This is a genomic window from Corynebacterium sp. LK2537, from assembly GCF_040946485.1.
Taxonomy (GTDB): domain Bacteria; phylum Actinomycetota; class Actinomycetes; order Mycobacteriales; family Mycobacteriaceae; genus Corynebacterium.
The window spans coordinates 1-14,004 of record NZ_JAYWLQ010000010.1 but is presented as its reverse complement, the minus strand read 5'-3'; the positions used below and the strand labels follow the sequence as shown (position 1 = coordinate 14,004).

The following is a 14,004-nucleotide window of genomic DNA, read 5'->3' as shown; positions in this document are numbered from 1 at the left end:
TTCTAGCTTTCTAACCCGCTAGCCGGTCGCTGACGGCGAAGTCCGCGTCGGTCACCGCGCGCACGGAGTCCACGGTCTCGCCCTCGGCGACCTCGATGAGCGTGAGCCCCTCCTGCGGGTCCACGTGGAAGACCGCGTAGTCGGTGATGATCAGGTCCACGCACTGCGCGCCGGTTAGCGGCAGCTCGCAGGTGTTGAGCACCTTGGACGCGCCGTGCTTGTTGGTGTGCGACATCATCACCACGATCCGCTGGGCGCCGTGGACCAGGTCCATCGCCCCACCCATGCCGCGGACCGTCTTGCCCGGGATCATCCAGTTGGCCAGGTCGCCGTAGCGCGAGACCTCCATCGCGCCCAGGATGGCCACGTCCACCGCCCGCGAGCGGATCATGCCGAAGGAATCCGAGGAGGAGAAAAACGCCGCCCCCGGGTTGACCGTGATGGTCTCCTTGCCGGCGTTGATAAGCTCCGGGTCCACCTCGTCCTCGGTCGGGTACGGGCCCACGCCCAGCACGCCGTTCTCCGAGTGCAGGATGACCTCCGAATCCTCCGGCAGAAAGCCCGGCACCAGAGTGGGCATGCCGATGCCCAGGTTCACGTACTGCCCGTTGGTCAGTTCCTGTGCCGCGCGCGCGGCCATCTGTTCCCTCGTCCAGGTCATTTACCTCACCGTCCTGTTTTCGATGCCCGTTTCCTGCGGTCCTACTTCCACCACTCGGTCGACGTGGATGCCGGGCAGGTGGACTTCGTCCGGGTCGAGCTGGTCGACCACGTGCTCGGCCTGCACGATGGTGGTCCGCGCGCACTGCGCGGCATCCGGGTTGAAGTTGCGGGCGGTCTTGGAAAAGACCAGGTTGCCCCAGCGGTCGGCGGTGTGCGCGTGGACCAGGGCGAAGTCGGCCACGATGGCCTCTTCCAGCACGTAGGTCCGGCCACCAAAGACGCGGGTCTCCTTCGGCTCGGAGACCTCGGCGACGGTCCCGTCCGGGTTGTAGCGCATGGGCAGCCCGCCGTCGGCGACCTGGGTGCCCACGCCCGCGGTGGTGTAGAAGGCGGGGATGCCCGCGCCCCCGGCGCGCATCTTTTCGGCCAGGGTGCCCTGCGGGGTGAACTCCACGGTCAGCTCGCCGGCTAGGTACTGCCGGGCGTATTCCTTGTTGGAGCCGATATAGGAGCCGATGGTCCGGGCAATCCGGCCGTCGGCCAGCAGGAGGCCCAGGCCGAAGCCGTCGGTGCCGCAGTTGTTGGAGATAATCGTCAGATCGCTGGCGCCCTTTTCGCGGAGCGCGTCAATGAGTCGGGCGGGGATGCCTACCAGGCCAAACCCGCCGACGGCCACCGATGCCCCATCCGGGATATCGGCCACCGCCGCGGAAATTTCGGGGAATGTCTTGTCAAACATGCCCCACAATGTACACTGATGTTCATACAGAGCACAAGGGTTCACCATGTGAACACCCAGCACACACGCTTAGGAGCAACCACCATGTCCACCTCGACCACCCAGCCGGTCCAGTCCCTGGTCCGCGGGCTGCAGGTCATCCGGTCTTTCGGACCGAGCGCGCCCCGGCAATCCCTCTCCGAGGTCGCCACCGCCACCGGCCTGGCCCGGGCCACCGCCCGGCGCTTCCTCCACACCCTGGTGGGGGAAGGCTACGCCGCCACCAACGGCTCCGAGTTCTGGCTAACGCCGAAGGTTTTGGAGCTCGGCTACAGCTTCGTCTCCGGGCTCGAGCTGCCGGCCCTGGCCCAGCCCCACCTGGAGGCGCTCTCCCAGACCATCGACGAGTCCAGCTCCCTGTCCGTTCTCGACGGCGCGGACGTGGTCTACGTCTGCCGCGTGCCCGTGCGCCGCATCATGACGGTCAACATCACCGTCGGCACCCGCTTCCCCGCCCACGCGACCTCCATGGGGCGCGTCCTGCTGGCCGGGCTTGACGATGCCTCCCTGGCCCAGCACCTCGACCACACCCAGCTCGCCCCGCTCACGCCGCGGACGGTCACCTCCCCGGCGCAGCTGCGCGAGATCCTGCACGAGGTCCGCCTGCAGGGCTACAGCCTGGTCGACCAGGAGCTCGAGCTGGGCCTGCGGTCCATCGCCGCGCCCGTAACCGATCCGGAAGGCAAGGTCGTAGCCGCGGTCAACATCTCCACCCAGACCGCCTCCTACGACCTCGAGCACATCGAGACCACCCTCATCCCCGCGCTGCTGCGCACCACGCAGGCCATCAGCGCCGATATCACCCACGCGAAGGAGCCTTATCATGCCTAAGTCCACCGCCCACGACGTGAGCGATGCCAACGATGCCGACATCGTCATCTGCTCGCCCCTGCGCACCCCGGTCGGCCGCTTCGGCGGCGCCCTGGCCGCCGTGCCGGTCCAGGATCTCGCCTCCACCGTCGTGCGCGCCCTGGTCGAGCGCACCGGGCTGCGGACCGCCGACGTCGACGACCTCATCCTGGGCCAGGCCGCCCCGAACGGCGCCGCCCCCGCGCTGGGCCGCGTGGTGGCGCTGGACTCCGGCCTGGGCGAAAGCGTGCCCGGCATGCAGCTGGACCGCCGCTGCGGCTCGGGCCTGCAGGCGGTGACCACCGCCGCCGCGCACGTGGCCACGGGGGCGGCCGACCTCATCATCGCCGGCGGGGCCGAGTCCATGTCCCAGACCGAATACACTGTCGACCCGTCCATCCGCACCGGGGTCAAGGCCGGCAACATGGTCCTGCGCGACCGCCTCCAGCAGGCCCGCGAGACCGCCGGCGGCAAGCACCACCCCATCCCCGGCGGCATGATCGAGACCGCCGAGAACCTCCGCCGCGAGGCCGGGCTAACCCGCAGCGCCCAGGACGAGCTGGCCGCCGCCTCCCAGCAGCGCGCCGTCGCCGCCCAGGAAGGCGGGCTCTTCGACGCCGAAATCGTGCCGGTGACCGTACCGGGCCGGCGCCGCAAGGACCCGGACGTCGTGGTCGAGCGCGACGAGCACCCGCGCCCGGGCACCACCGCGGACAAGCTCGCCGGCCTGCGCGCGGTCATGGGTTCCCAAGACCCGGAGGCCACCGTCACCGCCGGCAACGCCTCCGGCCAAAACGACGGCGCGGCCGCCATGATCGTGACCACCCGCGCCCGCGCCCGCGAGCTCGGCCTAACCCCGGCCGCCTGCCTGCGCGGCTGGGCCGTCGCCGGCGTCGAACCGGAGCGCATGGGCATCGGCCCGGTGCCCGCCACCGCCCGCGTCCTCGAGCGCCTCGGCTTGAGCCTTGACAACCTGGATCTCATCGAGCTCAACGAGGCCTTCGCCGCCCAGGCCCTGGCCTGCCTTCGCGAATGGGGCATTTCCGCCGACGACAAGCGCCTCAACCCGCTAGGCTCCGGCATCTCGCTCGGCCACCCCGTCGGCGCGACCGGCGCGCGCATGCTGGTGACCGCCGCCCACACCCTGGAACGCGAGGACCTGCACACCGCGCTGGTGACCATGTGCATCGGCGGCGGCCAGGGCCTGGCAGCCGTTATCACCCGCGACTAGCTCCCGAAAGGAAAAATCCATGACCGTCTTGCACTATCACGACTTCCCCGGCACCCAGGACGCTTCCGCCCCGGTGCTCCTGCTGGGCTCTATCGCCTCCGCCACCGCGATGTGGGCGCCGGTCGCAGACGAGCTCGCCGGGACCCGCCGCGTTGTCGCCATCGACCACCGCGGCCACGGGCGCTCGCCGGATATCACGGAGCCTGCCAGCATGCAGCGCTTGGCCGCCGACGTGCTGGAGACGCTGGACGCAGCCGGCATCGATAGCTTTAGCGTGGTGGGCCTGTCCCTGGGCGGGGCGATCGCCCAGTACCTGGCCGCGACCTCGGAGCGCGTGGAGCGCGCCGCCTTCCTGTGCACCGCCTCCTATTTCGGCGGCCCGGACAAGTGGCTGCCGCGGGTCGAGCTGACCAGCCGCGAGGGCCTTGCCCCCATGGCCGAGTCCGTGGTCGAGCTCTGGCTGACTGAAGACTTCCGCCGCACCCACCCGGCCACCACGGCCGCCTGCCTCGACATGGTGCTTGCCACCCGCGGGTCCGGCTACGCCAGCTGCGCCCAGGCGCTCGCCGACTGGGACTTCACCGAGCAGCTCGCCGACATCACCTGCCCCGTGCTCACCCTGGCCGGCGCCGACGATGCCTCCACCCCACCCGCCACCGTCCACTCCATCGCCGAGCGCGTGGCCGGGCCGGCCACCACCGTGACCGTGCCCGGCGCGCACGTGCCGACCCTGGAATCCCCCACGGACGTGACGAAGGCGCTGGCAGACTTCCTGCCCGCCTAGTCGCGGGTGAAGAAATCCACCTTGTCCCAGTCCGGCTCGAGGCCCAGGCCCGGGCCCTGGGGCAGCTCGACCTTGCCGTCGCGGTAAACCAGGTCCTCGGTGGTATAGGACTCGCGCAACAGCAGCGGCCCGAAAAGCTCGGAGCCGAAGTTAATCTCCGGGGTAGCGCACGCAAAGTGCAGCGAGGCCGCCGTGCCGAACGGGCCCTCCAGGCTGGTCGCGCCGTGGCAGGCCAGACCCGCGGCTGCGGCGACCGCCACGGTCTTCTTCGACTCCTGCAGCCCGCCCAGCTTGGTCGTCTTGATGGCCACGACGTCGGCGGCCTGCTCGCGTACGACGCGCAGGGCATCGGCCGGCGAGCACACCGACTCGTCCGCCATCACCGGCACGCCTACCCGGGTGGTGATTTCGCGCAGGGTGGCCAGGTCGTCGGCCGGGGCGGGCTGCTCGAAAAGCTCCACGCCGGCCTCAGCCAGCCGCGGCAGGTAGCGCAGGGCCGTGAGCCGGTCCCAGCGCGCGTTGACGTCGATGCGCAGGCCCACCTCGCCGCCCAGGGCATCGGCCAGCTCCGCGATGCGCCCGGTATCCCGGTCCGGATCGCCCGCGCCCATCTTCAGCTTGAACGAGGTGTGCCCGAAGCGCTCGCGGCGGTCGTTGATTTCCTCCAGCGCTTCATCCAGCGGCAGCACGCCGAGCGCCCAGGTCACGTCGATGGCCTCGCGCACGCGCCCGCCCAGCAGGTCCGTGACCGGCACGCCCAGCGCGCGGGCCCAGGCGTCGTGCATGGCGACGTCGCAGGCGGCCTTCGCGAAGCGCATATTCGCCACCGAGCGCTCGAAATCCGCCACGATGCCCGCCAGCTCGTTGACCGGCCGGCCCTCCATGTGCGGGCGCAGGTGGCCGTCGATGATGACCTTCATCGTCTCCGCCGACTCGCCGCCCCACCAGGGCCCGCCGGGCACCACGCCCTCGCCGTAGCCGACGATGCCACCCTTCAGCCGCACCATCACCAGCAGGATGGGCTGCGCCGTCGCCGTGTAGGTGGCGAAGCCGTGCGGGCGAAACAGCGGCACGTCCAGCAGGCGGGTTTCTACCTTGTCAATTATCAAATCAGTCATTGCTCGCTCCTCGCTTCTAGTTTTAACGCACCAAAAGCCCCGCCGCGTCCGAGTGCGGCTGGGGCCAGGTGTTTTAAAGGTGCTAATCCCTTAGGCTTCTTCCTTGTCGAGTGCGAACGGGTAGGTCACCACGTCGATGCCGCCCTCACCCGGCTGCGGGTCCAGGATGAGCTCCGGCTTGACGGCGGTGGCGACGTCGTTGTCGACCCAATCGCCGCCTTGGAAGTAGAGCTGGGTGGTGATTACGCGGTAGCCGGGGTGCTTGACGCGCAGGTGCAGGTGCGCCGGGCGCCACGGGTGGCCGCCGTAGGACTCGACGAACCAGCCGGTCGGGCCGTCGGTCGGGATCTGGTACGGGGCCGGCTTGACGGTGGTGATCTCGTACTCGCCGTTCTCGTTGGTCACGATGGTCCCGCGCAGGTTCCACTCCGGGATGCCCGGGGCGTACTGGGAGTAGTAGCCGTCCTCGTCGGCGTGCCACAGCTCGACGGTTGCGCCGCCCAAGCCGTTGCCGTCCAGGTCGGTGACCTGGCCCTTGAAGATGAGCTGCTCGGAGTTCTTGTCCTTGTCGCGCATGGGCATCTCGGTCTTCCACGGCAGCTTCGGGGAGTCAGGCACGTAGTACGGGCCCTCGATGGACCCCTTGGTGCCGGTGAAGTTGTTGCGGTTGTAGTTGATTTCCTCGATCTCGTGCTCGACGAAGACGTCCAGCCACAGCGGCCACTCGCCGTACTCGCCGACCTTGATCATCCAGTCCTTGAGCACGCGGTACTCGTCGTAGGTGACCTGGTGCTTGTGGGCGACCTCGGCGATGGCGGCCAGCAGGTCCTTGTAGATTTCCCCGGCGCGTTCCTTCGAGGTGTCGGCCTTGACGATGGTGTTCTTGAACGCGTCAGTGGCGGCGTTGCCGGAACCCTTGGCGGACAGTTCCTCGTCGTGGGCGTTTGCCAGCTTAGACATGGGGTGCTCCTTCGTTGTCGGTGATTCGGTCTTGTGGAGTGCCAAGCGCCCGTCCCGTGATGTGGGCGACTTGATGACCATCAGTGTGTTGCAACTCACCAAGGTGCGCAAGCCCCTTTTTGGAGCGTTTTCTTTAGGTTACGCTGCCCTAATTTGGTCGGCCGGCGTACCCGAACAGCACTTTCCCCGCTTTCCGCCGCCACGCGAACGCGGCACCCCTAACAACCACTAGGCCCCACCCTGGCGCTTGGGGGTGACAACACACCCGGCGGCGCGAAAAATACTTATCTCAGTAAATAAAGGCTTGCCTTACCGGGGTTGAGCTGCAGGTTTTCGACCCGCGAACCACCCGGGAATGTCGTGAACATACACCCCTTAAATCACCCTAGGACTTTCCCTAATGCGACTCGGGTCACGTTCGACCCATCATTGTCACACCTTCACCGAAAACGTGAGGGCGAACACATGACGTTACTTTAACTGCACAACGAGGAAAGGTTTTCCCATGACTGCCCCCACCTCTTCTGCCCGCGAGGTCCTCTCCCGGGCGCTGGACAACCGCCCGGACGAGGGCATCGTTCGCGTGAACCGCGAGGTCTTCACCGACCAGGAGATCTACGACCTGGAGATGAAGTACATCTTCGAGGGCAACTGGCTGTTTTTGGCCCACGATTCGCAGATCCCCAACCCCGGCGACTACTTCACCACGAATATCGGCCGCCAGCCCGTCGTCATTACCCGCTCCAAAGACGGCGAGCTCAACTGCCTCATCAACGCCTGCTCCCACCGCGGCGCCATGCTCTGCCGCAAGAAGGTGGACAACCGCACCACCATCACCTGCCCCTTCCACGGCTGGACCTTCTCCAACGACGGCCAGCTCATCAAGGTCAAGGACGAAAAGGACGGCGGCTACCCGGACAACTTCAACACCGACGGCTCCCACAACCTGCGCCGCGTGCCCAAGTTCGCCTCCTACCGCGGCTTCCTGTTCGGCTCCCTGAACCCGGACGTCGTCGACCTCGAAGAGCACCTGGGCGATGCCCGCGTCTTCCTCGACATGCTCATCGACCAGTCGCCAGAGGGCCTCGAGGTCCTAAAGGGCGCGTCCACCTACACCTTCGACGGCAACTGGAAGCTGCAGGCCGAAAACGGCGCCGACGGCTACCACGTCTCCTCCACCCACTGGAACTACGCGGCGACCACCTCCCGCCGCGGCTCCGGCGAGTCCAAGAACGACACCAAGGCCATGGACGCCGGCAAGTGGGGCGAGCAGGGCGGCGGCTACTTCTCCTTCCCGAACGGCCACCTGGCCCTCTGGTCCACCTGGGCCAACCCGGAGGACCGCCCGCTCTACGACCGCCTGGACGCGCTGAAGGACCTGCACGGCGAGGAGCGCGCCAACTTCATGGTCGGTGCCTCCCGCAACCTGTGCCTGTACCCGAACGTCTACATCATGGACCAGTTCTCCACCCAGATCCGCCGCCTGGAGCCGAAGGGCGTGGACAAGACCGAGGTGACCATCTACTGCATCGCGCCGAAGGGCGAGTCCGCCGAGGCCCGCGCCGCGCGCATCCGCCAGTACGAGGACTTCTTCAACGCCACCGGCATGGCCACCCCGGACGACCTGGAAGAGTTCCGCAGCTGCCAGAAGACCTACCAGGCCTCCGCCTTCCCCTGGAACGACATGACCCGCGGCCAGCAGCAGCAGTCCGCAGGCCCCAATGACAAGGCCAAGGAGCTGGGCATGAACGAGGTGCTCTCCTCCGGCGCCCGCACCGAGGACGAAGGCCTCTACCCGGTCCAGCACGGCTACTGGGAGCAGGTCATGGAAAAGGCCCTCGACCACGAGGAATCCGGCGCGGTTAAGCAGCGGGAGGACAACGAGGCATCGCAGGCCGCGACCGTCGACTACGCCAAGCAGAAGGCCGCCGCCAAGGCCGAAGCCGCCGAGAACGCCCCCGCCCGCCGCCGTCGCCGCCGCCGCTAAACAAGCCCCAAGGAGAAAAACCCATGTCACAGAACATCACGCGCACGGAAATCGAAGACTTCCTCTACTACGAGGCCCGCCTACTCGACGACCGCGACTTCGAAAACTGGCTCAACTGCTACCGCGAAGACGCCGAGTACTGGATGCCCGCCTGGGACGTCGACGACGAACTTACCCAGGACCCGCAGCAGGAAATCTCGCTCATCTACTACCCAACCCGCGCCGGCCTCGAGGACCGCGTCTTCCGCATCCGCACCGAGCGCTCGTCGGCGACCTCCATCCCGGAGCCGCGCCACAACCACAACATCACCAACGTCGAAATCCTGGAGCGCCGCGACGACGCCGTGGACATCCGCTTCAACTGGATTTCCTACTACTTCCGCTACAACACCACCGACCACTACTTCGGCACCACGTTCATCACCCTGGATACCTCCCAGGAGGACCTCCAGATCGCCAAGAAGAAGATCGTGCTCAAAAACGACTACATCCACCACGTCGTGGACATCTACCAGGTCTAAACCACCGCTGACACTAGGAAAGGTGAGAAATCATGACTGCACCGCATAAGGTCGCGCTGGCCTTCGAGGACGGCGTCACCCGCTTCATCGACTGCGCGGAAAACGAAACCATCGCCGATGCCGCCTACCAGGCCCGCATCAACATCCCCTTCGACTGCCGCGACGGCGCCTGCGGCACCTGCAAGTCCTTCTGCGACGCCGGCGACTTCACCGAGGGCGACTACGTCGACGAGGCACTCTCCCCCGACGAGGCCGCGGAAGGCTACATCCTGGCCTGCCAGACCAAGCCGCTGACCGACATGGTCGTGCAAATCGCCTCCACCTCGGAAATGGCCAAGACCGGCGTCAGCGAGTTCGCTGGCGAGGTCGCCGCCTTAGACCGCCTGTCGGATTCGACCTTCAAGCTCTCGGTCAAGCTCGACGACCCGTCCGCCCTGCATTTTCTGGCCGGCCAGTACATCAACATCACCGTGCCGGGCAGCTCCGAGCACCGTTCCTATTCCTTCTCCTCCGACGTCTCCGACGAGCTGGCGACGTTCCTCATCAAGCACACCCCCGGTGGGCTGATGTCGACCTACCTGGACGAGCGCGCCGCCGTCGGCGACCGGCTGACGATGGCCGGCCCCGTCGGTTCCTTCTTCCTCCGCGAGCCGCTGGATCCCATCCTGCTGCTGGCCGGCGGCACGGGCCTGGCGCCCATCATGGCCATCCTGGAAAAGCTCTCCCGCGACGAGCTGCTGGACGTGCCCGTCCGCCTCATCTACGGCGCCACCTTCGACCACGACCTGGTGGAACTGGAGCGCCTCGATGCCTTCCGTGACAAGCTACCGGACTTCGACTACACCACCGTCGTGGCGGACCCGGAGTCCTCCCACGAGCGCCGCGGCTACGTCACCGACCACATGGACATCAGCGAGCACCTGCACGATGGCGACGCCGACGTCTACCTGTGCGGCCCGCCGCCGATGGTCGAGGCCGTCCGCAAGTACCTGGACGGTCAGGAGACCCCGCCACGCAACTTCTACTTCGAGAAGTTCAACCCGTCCACCACGGCGGAAAAGGCAAAGGAAAAAGAACCAGCGAAGGAGTCCGCCTAAACCATGTCTTCCACGCAATCCGAACCCGGCGAGGTCCCCGTCGGCGGCGAGGAGACCTCGCAGCTGTATACCCCTGACCGCTTCCGCGGCCGCAAGGTCGTGGTCACTGGGGCGGCGCAGGGGATTGGCCGGGCGGTGGCGCGGCGCATCGCGCGCGAGAACGGCTCCGTGTTCCTGGTGGACCGCTCCCCGATCGTGCACGAGGTCGCCGAGTCCCTGTGCGAGCTGACCCTCGGTGCCATCGGCTCCGCCACCGCCGACCTGGAGACCTTCAGCGGGGCCCAGGAGGCGCTGGCGGAGGCCGCGGAGGCGCTCGGCGGGGTGGATACCGCCATCAACAACGTCGGCGGTACCATCTGGGCCAAGCCCTACCAGCACTACACCGAAGAGGAGATCACGCAGGAGATCCAGCGCTCGCTGTTTACCACCCTGTGGTCCGTGCGCGCGGAGCTGCCCCTGCTTATCGATGCCGGCGGCGGCACCATCGTCAACGTCTCCTCCGTGGCCACCGCCGGGATCAACCGCGTTCCTTATGCCGCCGCCAAGGGTGGGGTCAACGCGCTGACCTCCGCCCTGGCGAAGGAGGCGGCCGGGCACAACGTGCGGGTCGTCGCGGCCGCGCCCGGCGGCACGCTCGCACCCAAGCGGCAGGTCCCGCGCGGGCCGGGACCCGGCACGGAGCAGGAGAAGGCTTGGTACCAGGAGATCGTCGACCAGACCATCGAGTCCTCGCTAGCCAAGCGCTACGGGACCCTGGACGAGCAGGCCGCCCCGATCGCCTTCCTCGCCTCGCCGGAGGCCTCCTATATCAACGGCTCCGTCCTCCCGGTCGCCGGCGGGGATCAGGGCTAGAACAGCCCCGTGCCGGCCTAGCGCCTGCCCAGGGTGAACCTAGCGCCCGCCCGGGAAAGACCGGGGCCGAGCTAGGGCAACGCTAGGCAAACCCACGACAGCCCTAGATCACGGCCTCGAGCAGAATCGGTAGACTCAGAACACATGCCCCACCCCACTAGTGATTCCCGTCACTCGCGCCGGCACCTGTTTTCAGCCTTGGGCCACTTGGGCCCGGGCGAAAGCCTCATCGCCAGCATCTCTGGCTCGGCCGGCGCGGGCAAGACGGAGCTGACCCGCCGCATCCTCCAGTCGCTGTCCGGCTGGTCCACGGTGCAGGCCGCCGCGCTGGACTGGGACGACACCCCGCTGCTCGACCTCATCCGCGCCCGCCTGCTGGCCCGCTCCCGCCACCCGCACGCCAGCCTGGAAAGCGTGCTGGATACCCCTGATGCCGCCACGCTCATCATCGTCGACGACGCCCACTGGGCCGACCCGGAATCCCTCGAGCAGCTGGTCACCCTGGCCCGCCGCCTCACGGTGGGCACGATGTGCCTGGTCTTTACCATCGATGCCACCCACTCCGGCACCAACCGCCTCCCGATGCCACGGCTGCGCGCCATCTCCGACGTCGTCGTCGACATCCCACCGCTGGGCGCGGAGGAGATCCAGTCTTTGGCGCTGACCCACCTGGGCGTGCACCTGTCCCCGCTGTCGGCGCTGAGCCTCCAGCACGTCTCCGGCGGGCGCCCGTCGCTGGTGCGCCAGCTCCTCGACGTGGCCGCGCCCGACCACTGGCGCGATCCGAACCCGCTCATCCGCCTGCCGGAGGCGTGGCACGGGGCGCTGGCGGCGCGCATCGACGGCCGTGACCTGGGCGACCTGCTGCCCATTGCCGCCCTCGAGCACCTGCACCGCTCCAGCCTCGACCTGGGGCTTATCGAGCACCTCGCCCCACAGGCCGCCACCAACCTGGAGCCCGCCCTGGAGGCGGGCATCCTCGCGCTGGCCACCGACGACCACCAGCACAGCGTCTACTTCCGCCACCCCACCGACCGCGCCGTCGTCCGCTCCACCACGGATCCCGCCCGCGCCCGCCGCCTGCACGCCCGCGCCGCGGACTACTACGCCGCCCGCGACGACATCGACGCCGCCACCTTCCACCGGGCTCTCAGCCAGCCCACCGACTCCGGCGCCACCGCCCCGCAGGACCTGGCTGAACGCGGCGCCGCCCTGGGACACGCGGGCCGCTGGCGGGCGGCCGCCGACTCCTACCGGCTGGCGGCGCACCTGGCGGACGGCGAGGAGGCATCGACAAGCAATACCCTGTCGGCCATCGAGGCGCTGATTGCCGGCTCCGACATCCGGCAGGCCAAGCTGTACACGTCGCTGCTCAACTCCGCGGGCGCGGACCCCAGGGTGGACTCCGTGCGCGGCTACCTCGCCCTGCACGAGGGCCGGCGGACCGAGGCCCGCGGCGTCCTTGACCGCGCGTGGGACAAGCTCGAGCGCGACGACACCCCGGACCGCTCCCTGCGCGCCACCGTCGCCGCCCGCCACACCTTGTACTACCTCCACGAATGGCGCCCCGAGCGGGTCCTCGACTGGGCCCAGACCACCGCCCAGTGGTCCCCGGCCAACGATGCCCCCAGCGCCGAAGCCCGCTACCTGTCCTCCTTCGCCCACGCCATCTTGACCGGCGCCGACCACGCCGGGCCCGCCCTCCCGCACGAAACCCCGGCCCTGGCACACCGGCGCGCGATGACGCAGGGCTGGCTGTCCGTCGTCCACGACGACCCCGTCACCGCCAGCCAGCTGCTGCGCACGACCTACCACGTGGAGGGCTCCGAGCGCATCGCGCTGTGGATGGACGCCTGGCACGCCCGCGCCCTGCTGCTGATGGGGGACTTGGACGGGGCGCTGGGCATCGTCGAGCGGGGCCTGTCTCGGGCCGAGCAGTTCGGCATCCGGGTGCTGGAGCCGGTGCTGCTGTGGACTGGGTCCATCGTCGCGCACTACCGCGGCGACCGGGAGCTGGGGCGCGATTACACCAACCGGCTGACCCTGAGCCAGGACGCGTTTTTGATCCAGCGCATCCCGTCCGCGATGACCCAGATGCATTCGGCCGCCATGAACAAGGACTTCCCCGCCGCGGTGCGCTTCGGGCGCTCGCTGTACGAGATGGGCCGGCTGGTCGACATCGGCCAGCCCGGGTTCTGGCCCTGGGAAGACATCTGGGCCCAGCAGCTCCTCCACGCCGGCGATGCCGACCTCGCCGAGGAACGCGCCGCCGGCAGCGACATCCTGTCCGTGACCGCGAAGCTCGCCGTCCCGCGCGCCGGCCTGCTCATCCAGCGCGGCGAGACCTCCGCCGGGCTGAAAAGGCTCGCCGATGCCGTCGAGATGATCGAGTCCCGACCCCTGCCCTTCTACCAGTCGCGCATCCTCTTTGAGTACGGGCGCATCCTGCGCCGGCTGGGCCGGCGGCGCCACGCCGACGAGATTTTCGGCCGCGCCGGCGAGGTCTACGCCGCGATGGGCGCGCCCGAATTCGTCGAGCGCTGCAACCAGGAGCGCCGCGCCAGCGGGCTCGGACGGCGCACCACCGGCGCCGGCGGACTGACGCCGCAGGAGGAGGAGATCGCGAAGGCCGTCGCCGACGGCGCCAGCAACCGCGAGGTCGCCGAGGAACTCTACCTATCGACCAAGACCGTCGAGTACCACCTGACGCGGGTCTACCGGAAGCTCGGCATCCGCTCGCGCAACGAACTTCCGCGTGCCCTCGCGCACACGGGCCCCGACAATTAAATAGACCATCCGCAACCTACCCCTGAACTGAACCCTGAACCTACAAGGAAAGGATTTTCCACCATGCTGTTTCTTGCCCGAATGGACGTCACCTTCCCCGATCACCTAAGCCCCGAAGAGGTCGCCGATTTCCAGGCCCGCGAAAAGGAGTACTCCGGCTCGCTCCAGACCGCCGGGAAAATGAAAGGCATCTGGCGCGTAGTCGGCGAGTACTCCAACTACTCCATCTACGACGCCCCCGACAACGATGCCCTCCACGACATCTTCGCCGGCTTCCCCATGTACAAGTACATGAAGATCCACGTCACCCCGCTGGCCAAGCACCCCAACTCCACCGACGCCGTCGCCTACTGATTCCGCCTACTGATTCCGCCTAC

At 68.1% G+C, this 14,004-nt stretch carries 12 protein-coding genes and 1 pseudogene; 9 read left to right on the top strand and 4 right to left on the bottom strand.

Annotated elements, in window-relative coordinates; all coding sequences use genetic code 11:
* Nucleotides 1-10: 10 nt before the first annotated feature.
* Nucleotides 11-661: a 3-oxoacid CoA-transferase subunit B gene (locus VVS03_RS10685; RefSeq protein ID WP_368520147.1), complete on the bottom strand. Its 651-nt coding sequence runs from the start codon at nt 659-661 to the stop codon at nt 11-13.
* Nucleotides 662-1,402 carry a CoA transferase subunit A gene (locus tag VVS03_RS10680; RefSeq protein ID WP_368520146.1) on the bottom strand — a complete coding sequence of 247 codons (741 nt, stop codon included), beginning with the start codon at nt 1,400-1,402 and terminating at the stop codon, nt 662-664. It lies immediately after the preceding gene.
* 84 nt (nt 1,403-1,486) lie between these two features.
* On the opposite strand from VVS03_RS10680, the gene VVS03_RS10675 reads away from it, so the two are divergent.
* Genes VVS03_RS10675 through VVS03_RS10665 form a run of 3 tightly spaced genes read left to right on the top strand, consistent with a single transcriptional unit; the run spans nt 1,487 to nt 4,305 of the window.
* Nucleotides 1,487-2,272: an IclR family transcriptional regulator C-terminal domain-containing protein gene (locus VVS03_RS10675; protein ID WP_368520145.1), complete on the top strand. Its 786-nt coding sequence runs from the start codon at nt 1,487-1,489 to the stop codon at nt 2,270-2,272.
* A complete protein-coding gene (locus VVS03_RS10670) occupies nt 2,265-3,521 on the top strand; it encodes an acetyl-CoA C-acetyltransferase (protein WP_368521653.1) in 1,257 nt (418 codons plus the stop codon). Before VVS03_RS10675 ends, VVS03_RS10670 begins: the two co-directional genes overlap by 8 nt.
* Nucleotides 3,522-3,540: 19 nt before the next feature.
* The gene (locus VVS03_RS10665) at nt 3,541-4,305 is read left to right on the top strand and encodes an alpha/beta fold hydrolase (RefSeq protein ID WP_368521652.1); all 765 of its coding nucleotides are present in this window, start codon (nt 3,541-3,543) and stop codon (nt 4,303-4,305) included.
* Here VVS03_RS10665 and VVS03_RS10660 read toward each other — a convergent pair.
* A complete protein-coding gene (locus VVS03_RS10660; RefSeq protein ID WP_368520142.1) occupies nt 4,302-5,423 on the bottom strand; it encodes a muconate/chloromuconate family cycloisomerase in 1,122 nt (373 codons plus the stop codon). The genes VVS03_RS10665 and VVS03_RS10660 overlap by 4 nt on opposite strands.
* Before the next feature lie 90 nt (nt 5,424-5,513).
* Nucleotides 5,514-6,383, bottom strand: a complete 870-nt coding sequence (gene catA / locus VVS03_RS10655) for a catechol 1,2-dioxygenase (protein ID WP_368521651.1) — start codon at nt 6,381-6,383, stop codon at nt 5,514-5,516.
* Between the two features lie 505 nt (nt 6,384-6,888).
* Between catA and benA the strand changes: the two genes are divergently transcribed.
* From benA to VVS03_RS10625, 6 genes and pseudogenes are all read left to right on the top strand, one after another.
* Nucleotides 6,889-8,370 (top strand): benzoate 1,2-dioxygenase large subunit, encoded by a 1,482-nt coding sequence (gene benA / locus VVS03_RS10650; protein WP_368521650.1) that lies wholly within the window; start codon nt 6,889-6,891, stop codon nt 8,368-8,370.
* A gap of 23 nt (nt 8,371-8,393) precedes the next feature.
* Nucleotides 8,394-8,891 (top strand): benzoate 1,2-dioxygenase small subunit, encoded by a 498-nt coding sequence (benB, locus tag VVS03_RS10645; RefSeq protein ID WP_368521649.1) that lies wholly within the window; start codon nt 8,394-8,396, stop codon nt 8,889-8,891.
* 32 nt (nt 8,892-8,923) lie between these two features.
* Nucleotides 8,924-9,985: pseudogene (gene benC / locus VVS03_RS10640) on the top strand (benzoate 1,2-dioxygenase electron transfer component BenC); the annotation flags it as partial.
* Nucleotides 9,986-9,991: 6 nt separating this feature from the next.
* Nucleotides 9,992-10,840, top strand: coding sequence for a 1,6-dihydroxycyclohexa-2,4-diene-1-carboxylate dehydrogenase (locus tag VVS03_RS10635; RefSeq protein WP_368520138.1), 849 nt, complete (start codon nt 9,992-9,994; stop codon nt 10,838-10,840).
* Nucleotides 10,841-10,984: 144 nt separating this feature from the next.
* Complete coding sequence (locus VVS03_RS10630; protein WP_368534518.1) at nt 10,985-13,627, top strand: LuxR C-terminal-related transcriptional regulator; 2,643 nt, start codon at nt 10,985-10,987, stop codon at nt 13,625-13,627.
* 63 nt (nt 13,628-13,690) lie between these two features.
* The gene (locus VVS03_RS10625; protein ID WP_368520136.1) at nt 13,691-13,981 is read left to right on the top strand and encodes a muconolactone Delta-isomerase family protein; all 291 of its coding nucleotides are present in this window, start codon (nt 13,691-13,693) and stop codon (nt 13,979-13,981) included.
* The last annotated feature ends 23 nt before the right edge of the window (nt 13,982-14,004 follow it).

Bases quoted from the DNA above. Each gene is read 5' to 3' on its own strand.
- VVS03_RS10685 (WP_368520147.1), bottom strand. From the start codon at position 661: ATGACCTGGACGAGGGAACAGATGGCCGCGCGCGCGGCACAGGAACTG.
- VVS03_RS10680 (WP_368520146.1), bottom strand. From the start codon at position 1,402: ATGTTTGACAAGACATTCCCCGAAATTTCCGCGGCGGTGGCCGATATC.
- VVS03_RS10675 (WP_368520145.1), top strand. From the start codon at position 1,487: ATGTCCACCTCGACCACCCAGCCGGTCCAGTCCCTGGTCCGCGGGCTG.
- VVS03_RS10670 (WP_368521653.1), top strand. From the start codon at position 2,265: ATGCCTAAGTCCACCGCCCACGACGTGAGCGATGCCAACGATGCCGAC.
- VVS03_RS10665 (WP_368521652.1), top strand. From the start codon at position 3,541: ATGACCGTCTTGCACTATCACGACTTCCCCGGCACCCAGGACGCTTCC.
- VVS03_RS10660 (WP_368520142.1), bottom strand. From the start codon at position 5,423: ATGACTGATTTGATAATTGACAAGGTAGAAACCCGCCTGCTGGACGTG.
- catA (WP_368521651.1), bottom strand. From the start codon at position 6,383: ATGTCTAAGCTGGCAAACGCCCACGACGAGGAACTGTCCGCCAAGGGT.
- benA (WP_368521650.1), top strand. From the start codon at position 6,889: ATGACTGCCCCCACCTCTTCTGCCCGCGAGGTCCTCTCCCGGGCGCTG.
- benB (WP_368521649.1), top strand. From the start codon at position 8,394: ATGTCACAGAACATCACGCGCACGGAAATCGAAGACTTCCTCTACTAC.
- VVS03_RS10635 (WP_368520138.1), top strand. From the start codon at position 9,992: ATGTCTTCCACGCAATCCGAACCCGGCGAGGTCCCCGTCGGCGGCGAG.
- VVS03_RS10630 (WP_368534518.1), top strand. From the start codon at position 10,985: ATGCCCCACCCCACTAGTGATTCCCGTCACTCGCGCCGGCACCTGTTT.
- VVS03_RS10625 (WP_368520136.1), top strand. From the start codon at position 13,691: ATGCTGTTTCTTGCCCGAATGGACGTCACCTTCCCCGATCACCTAAGC.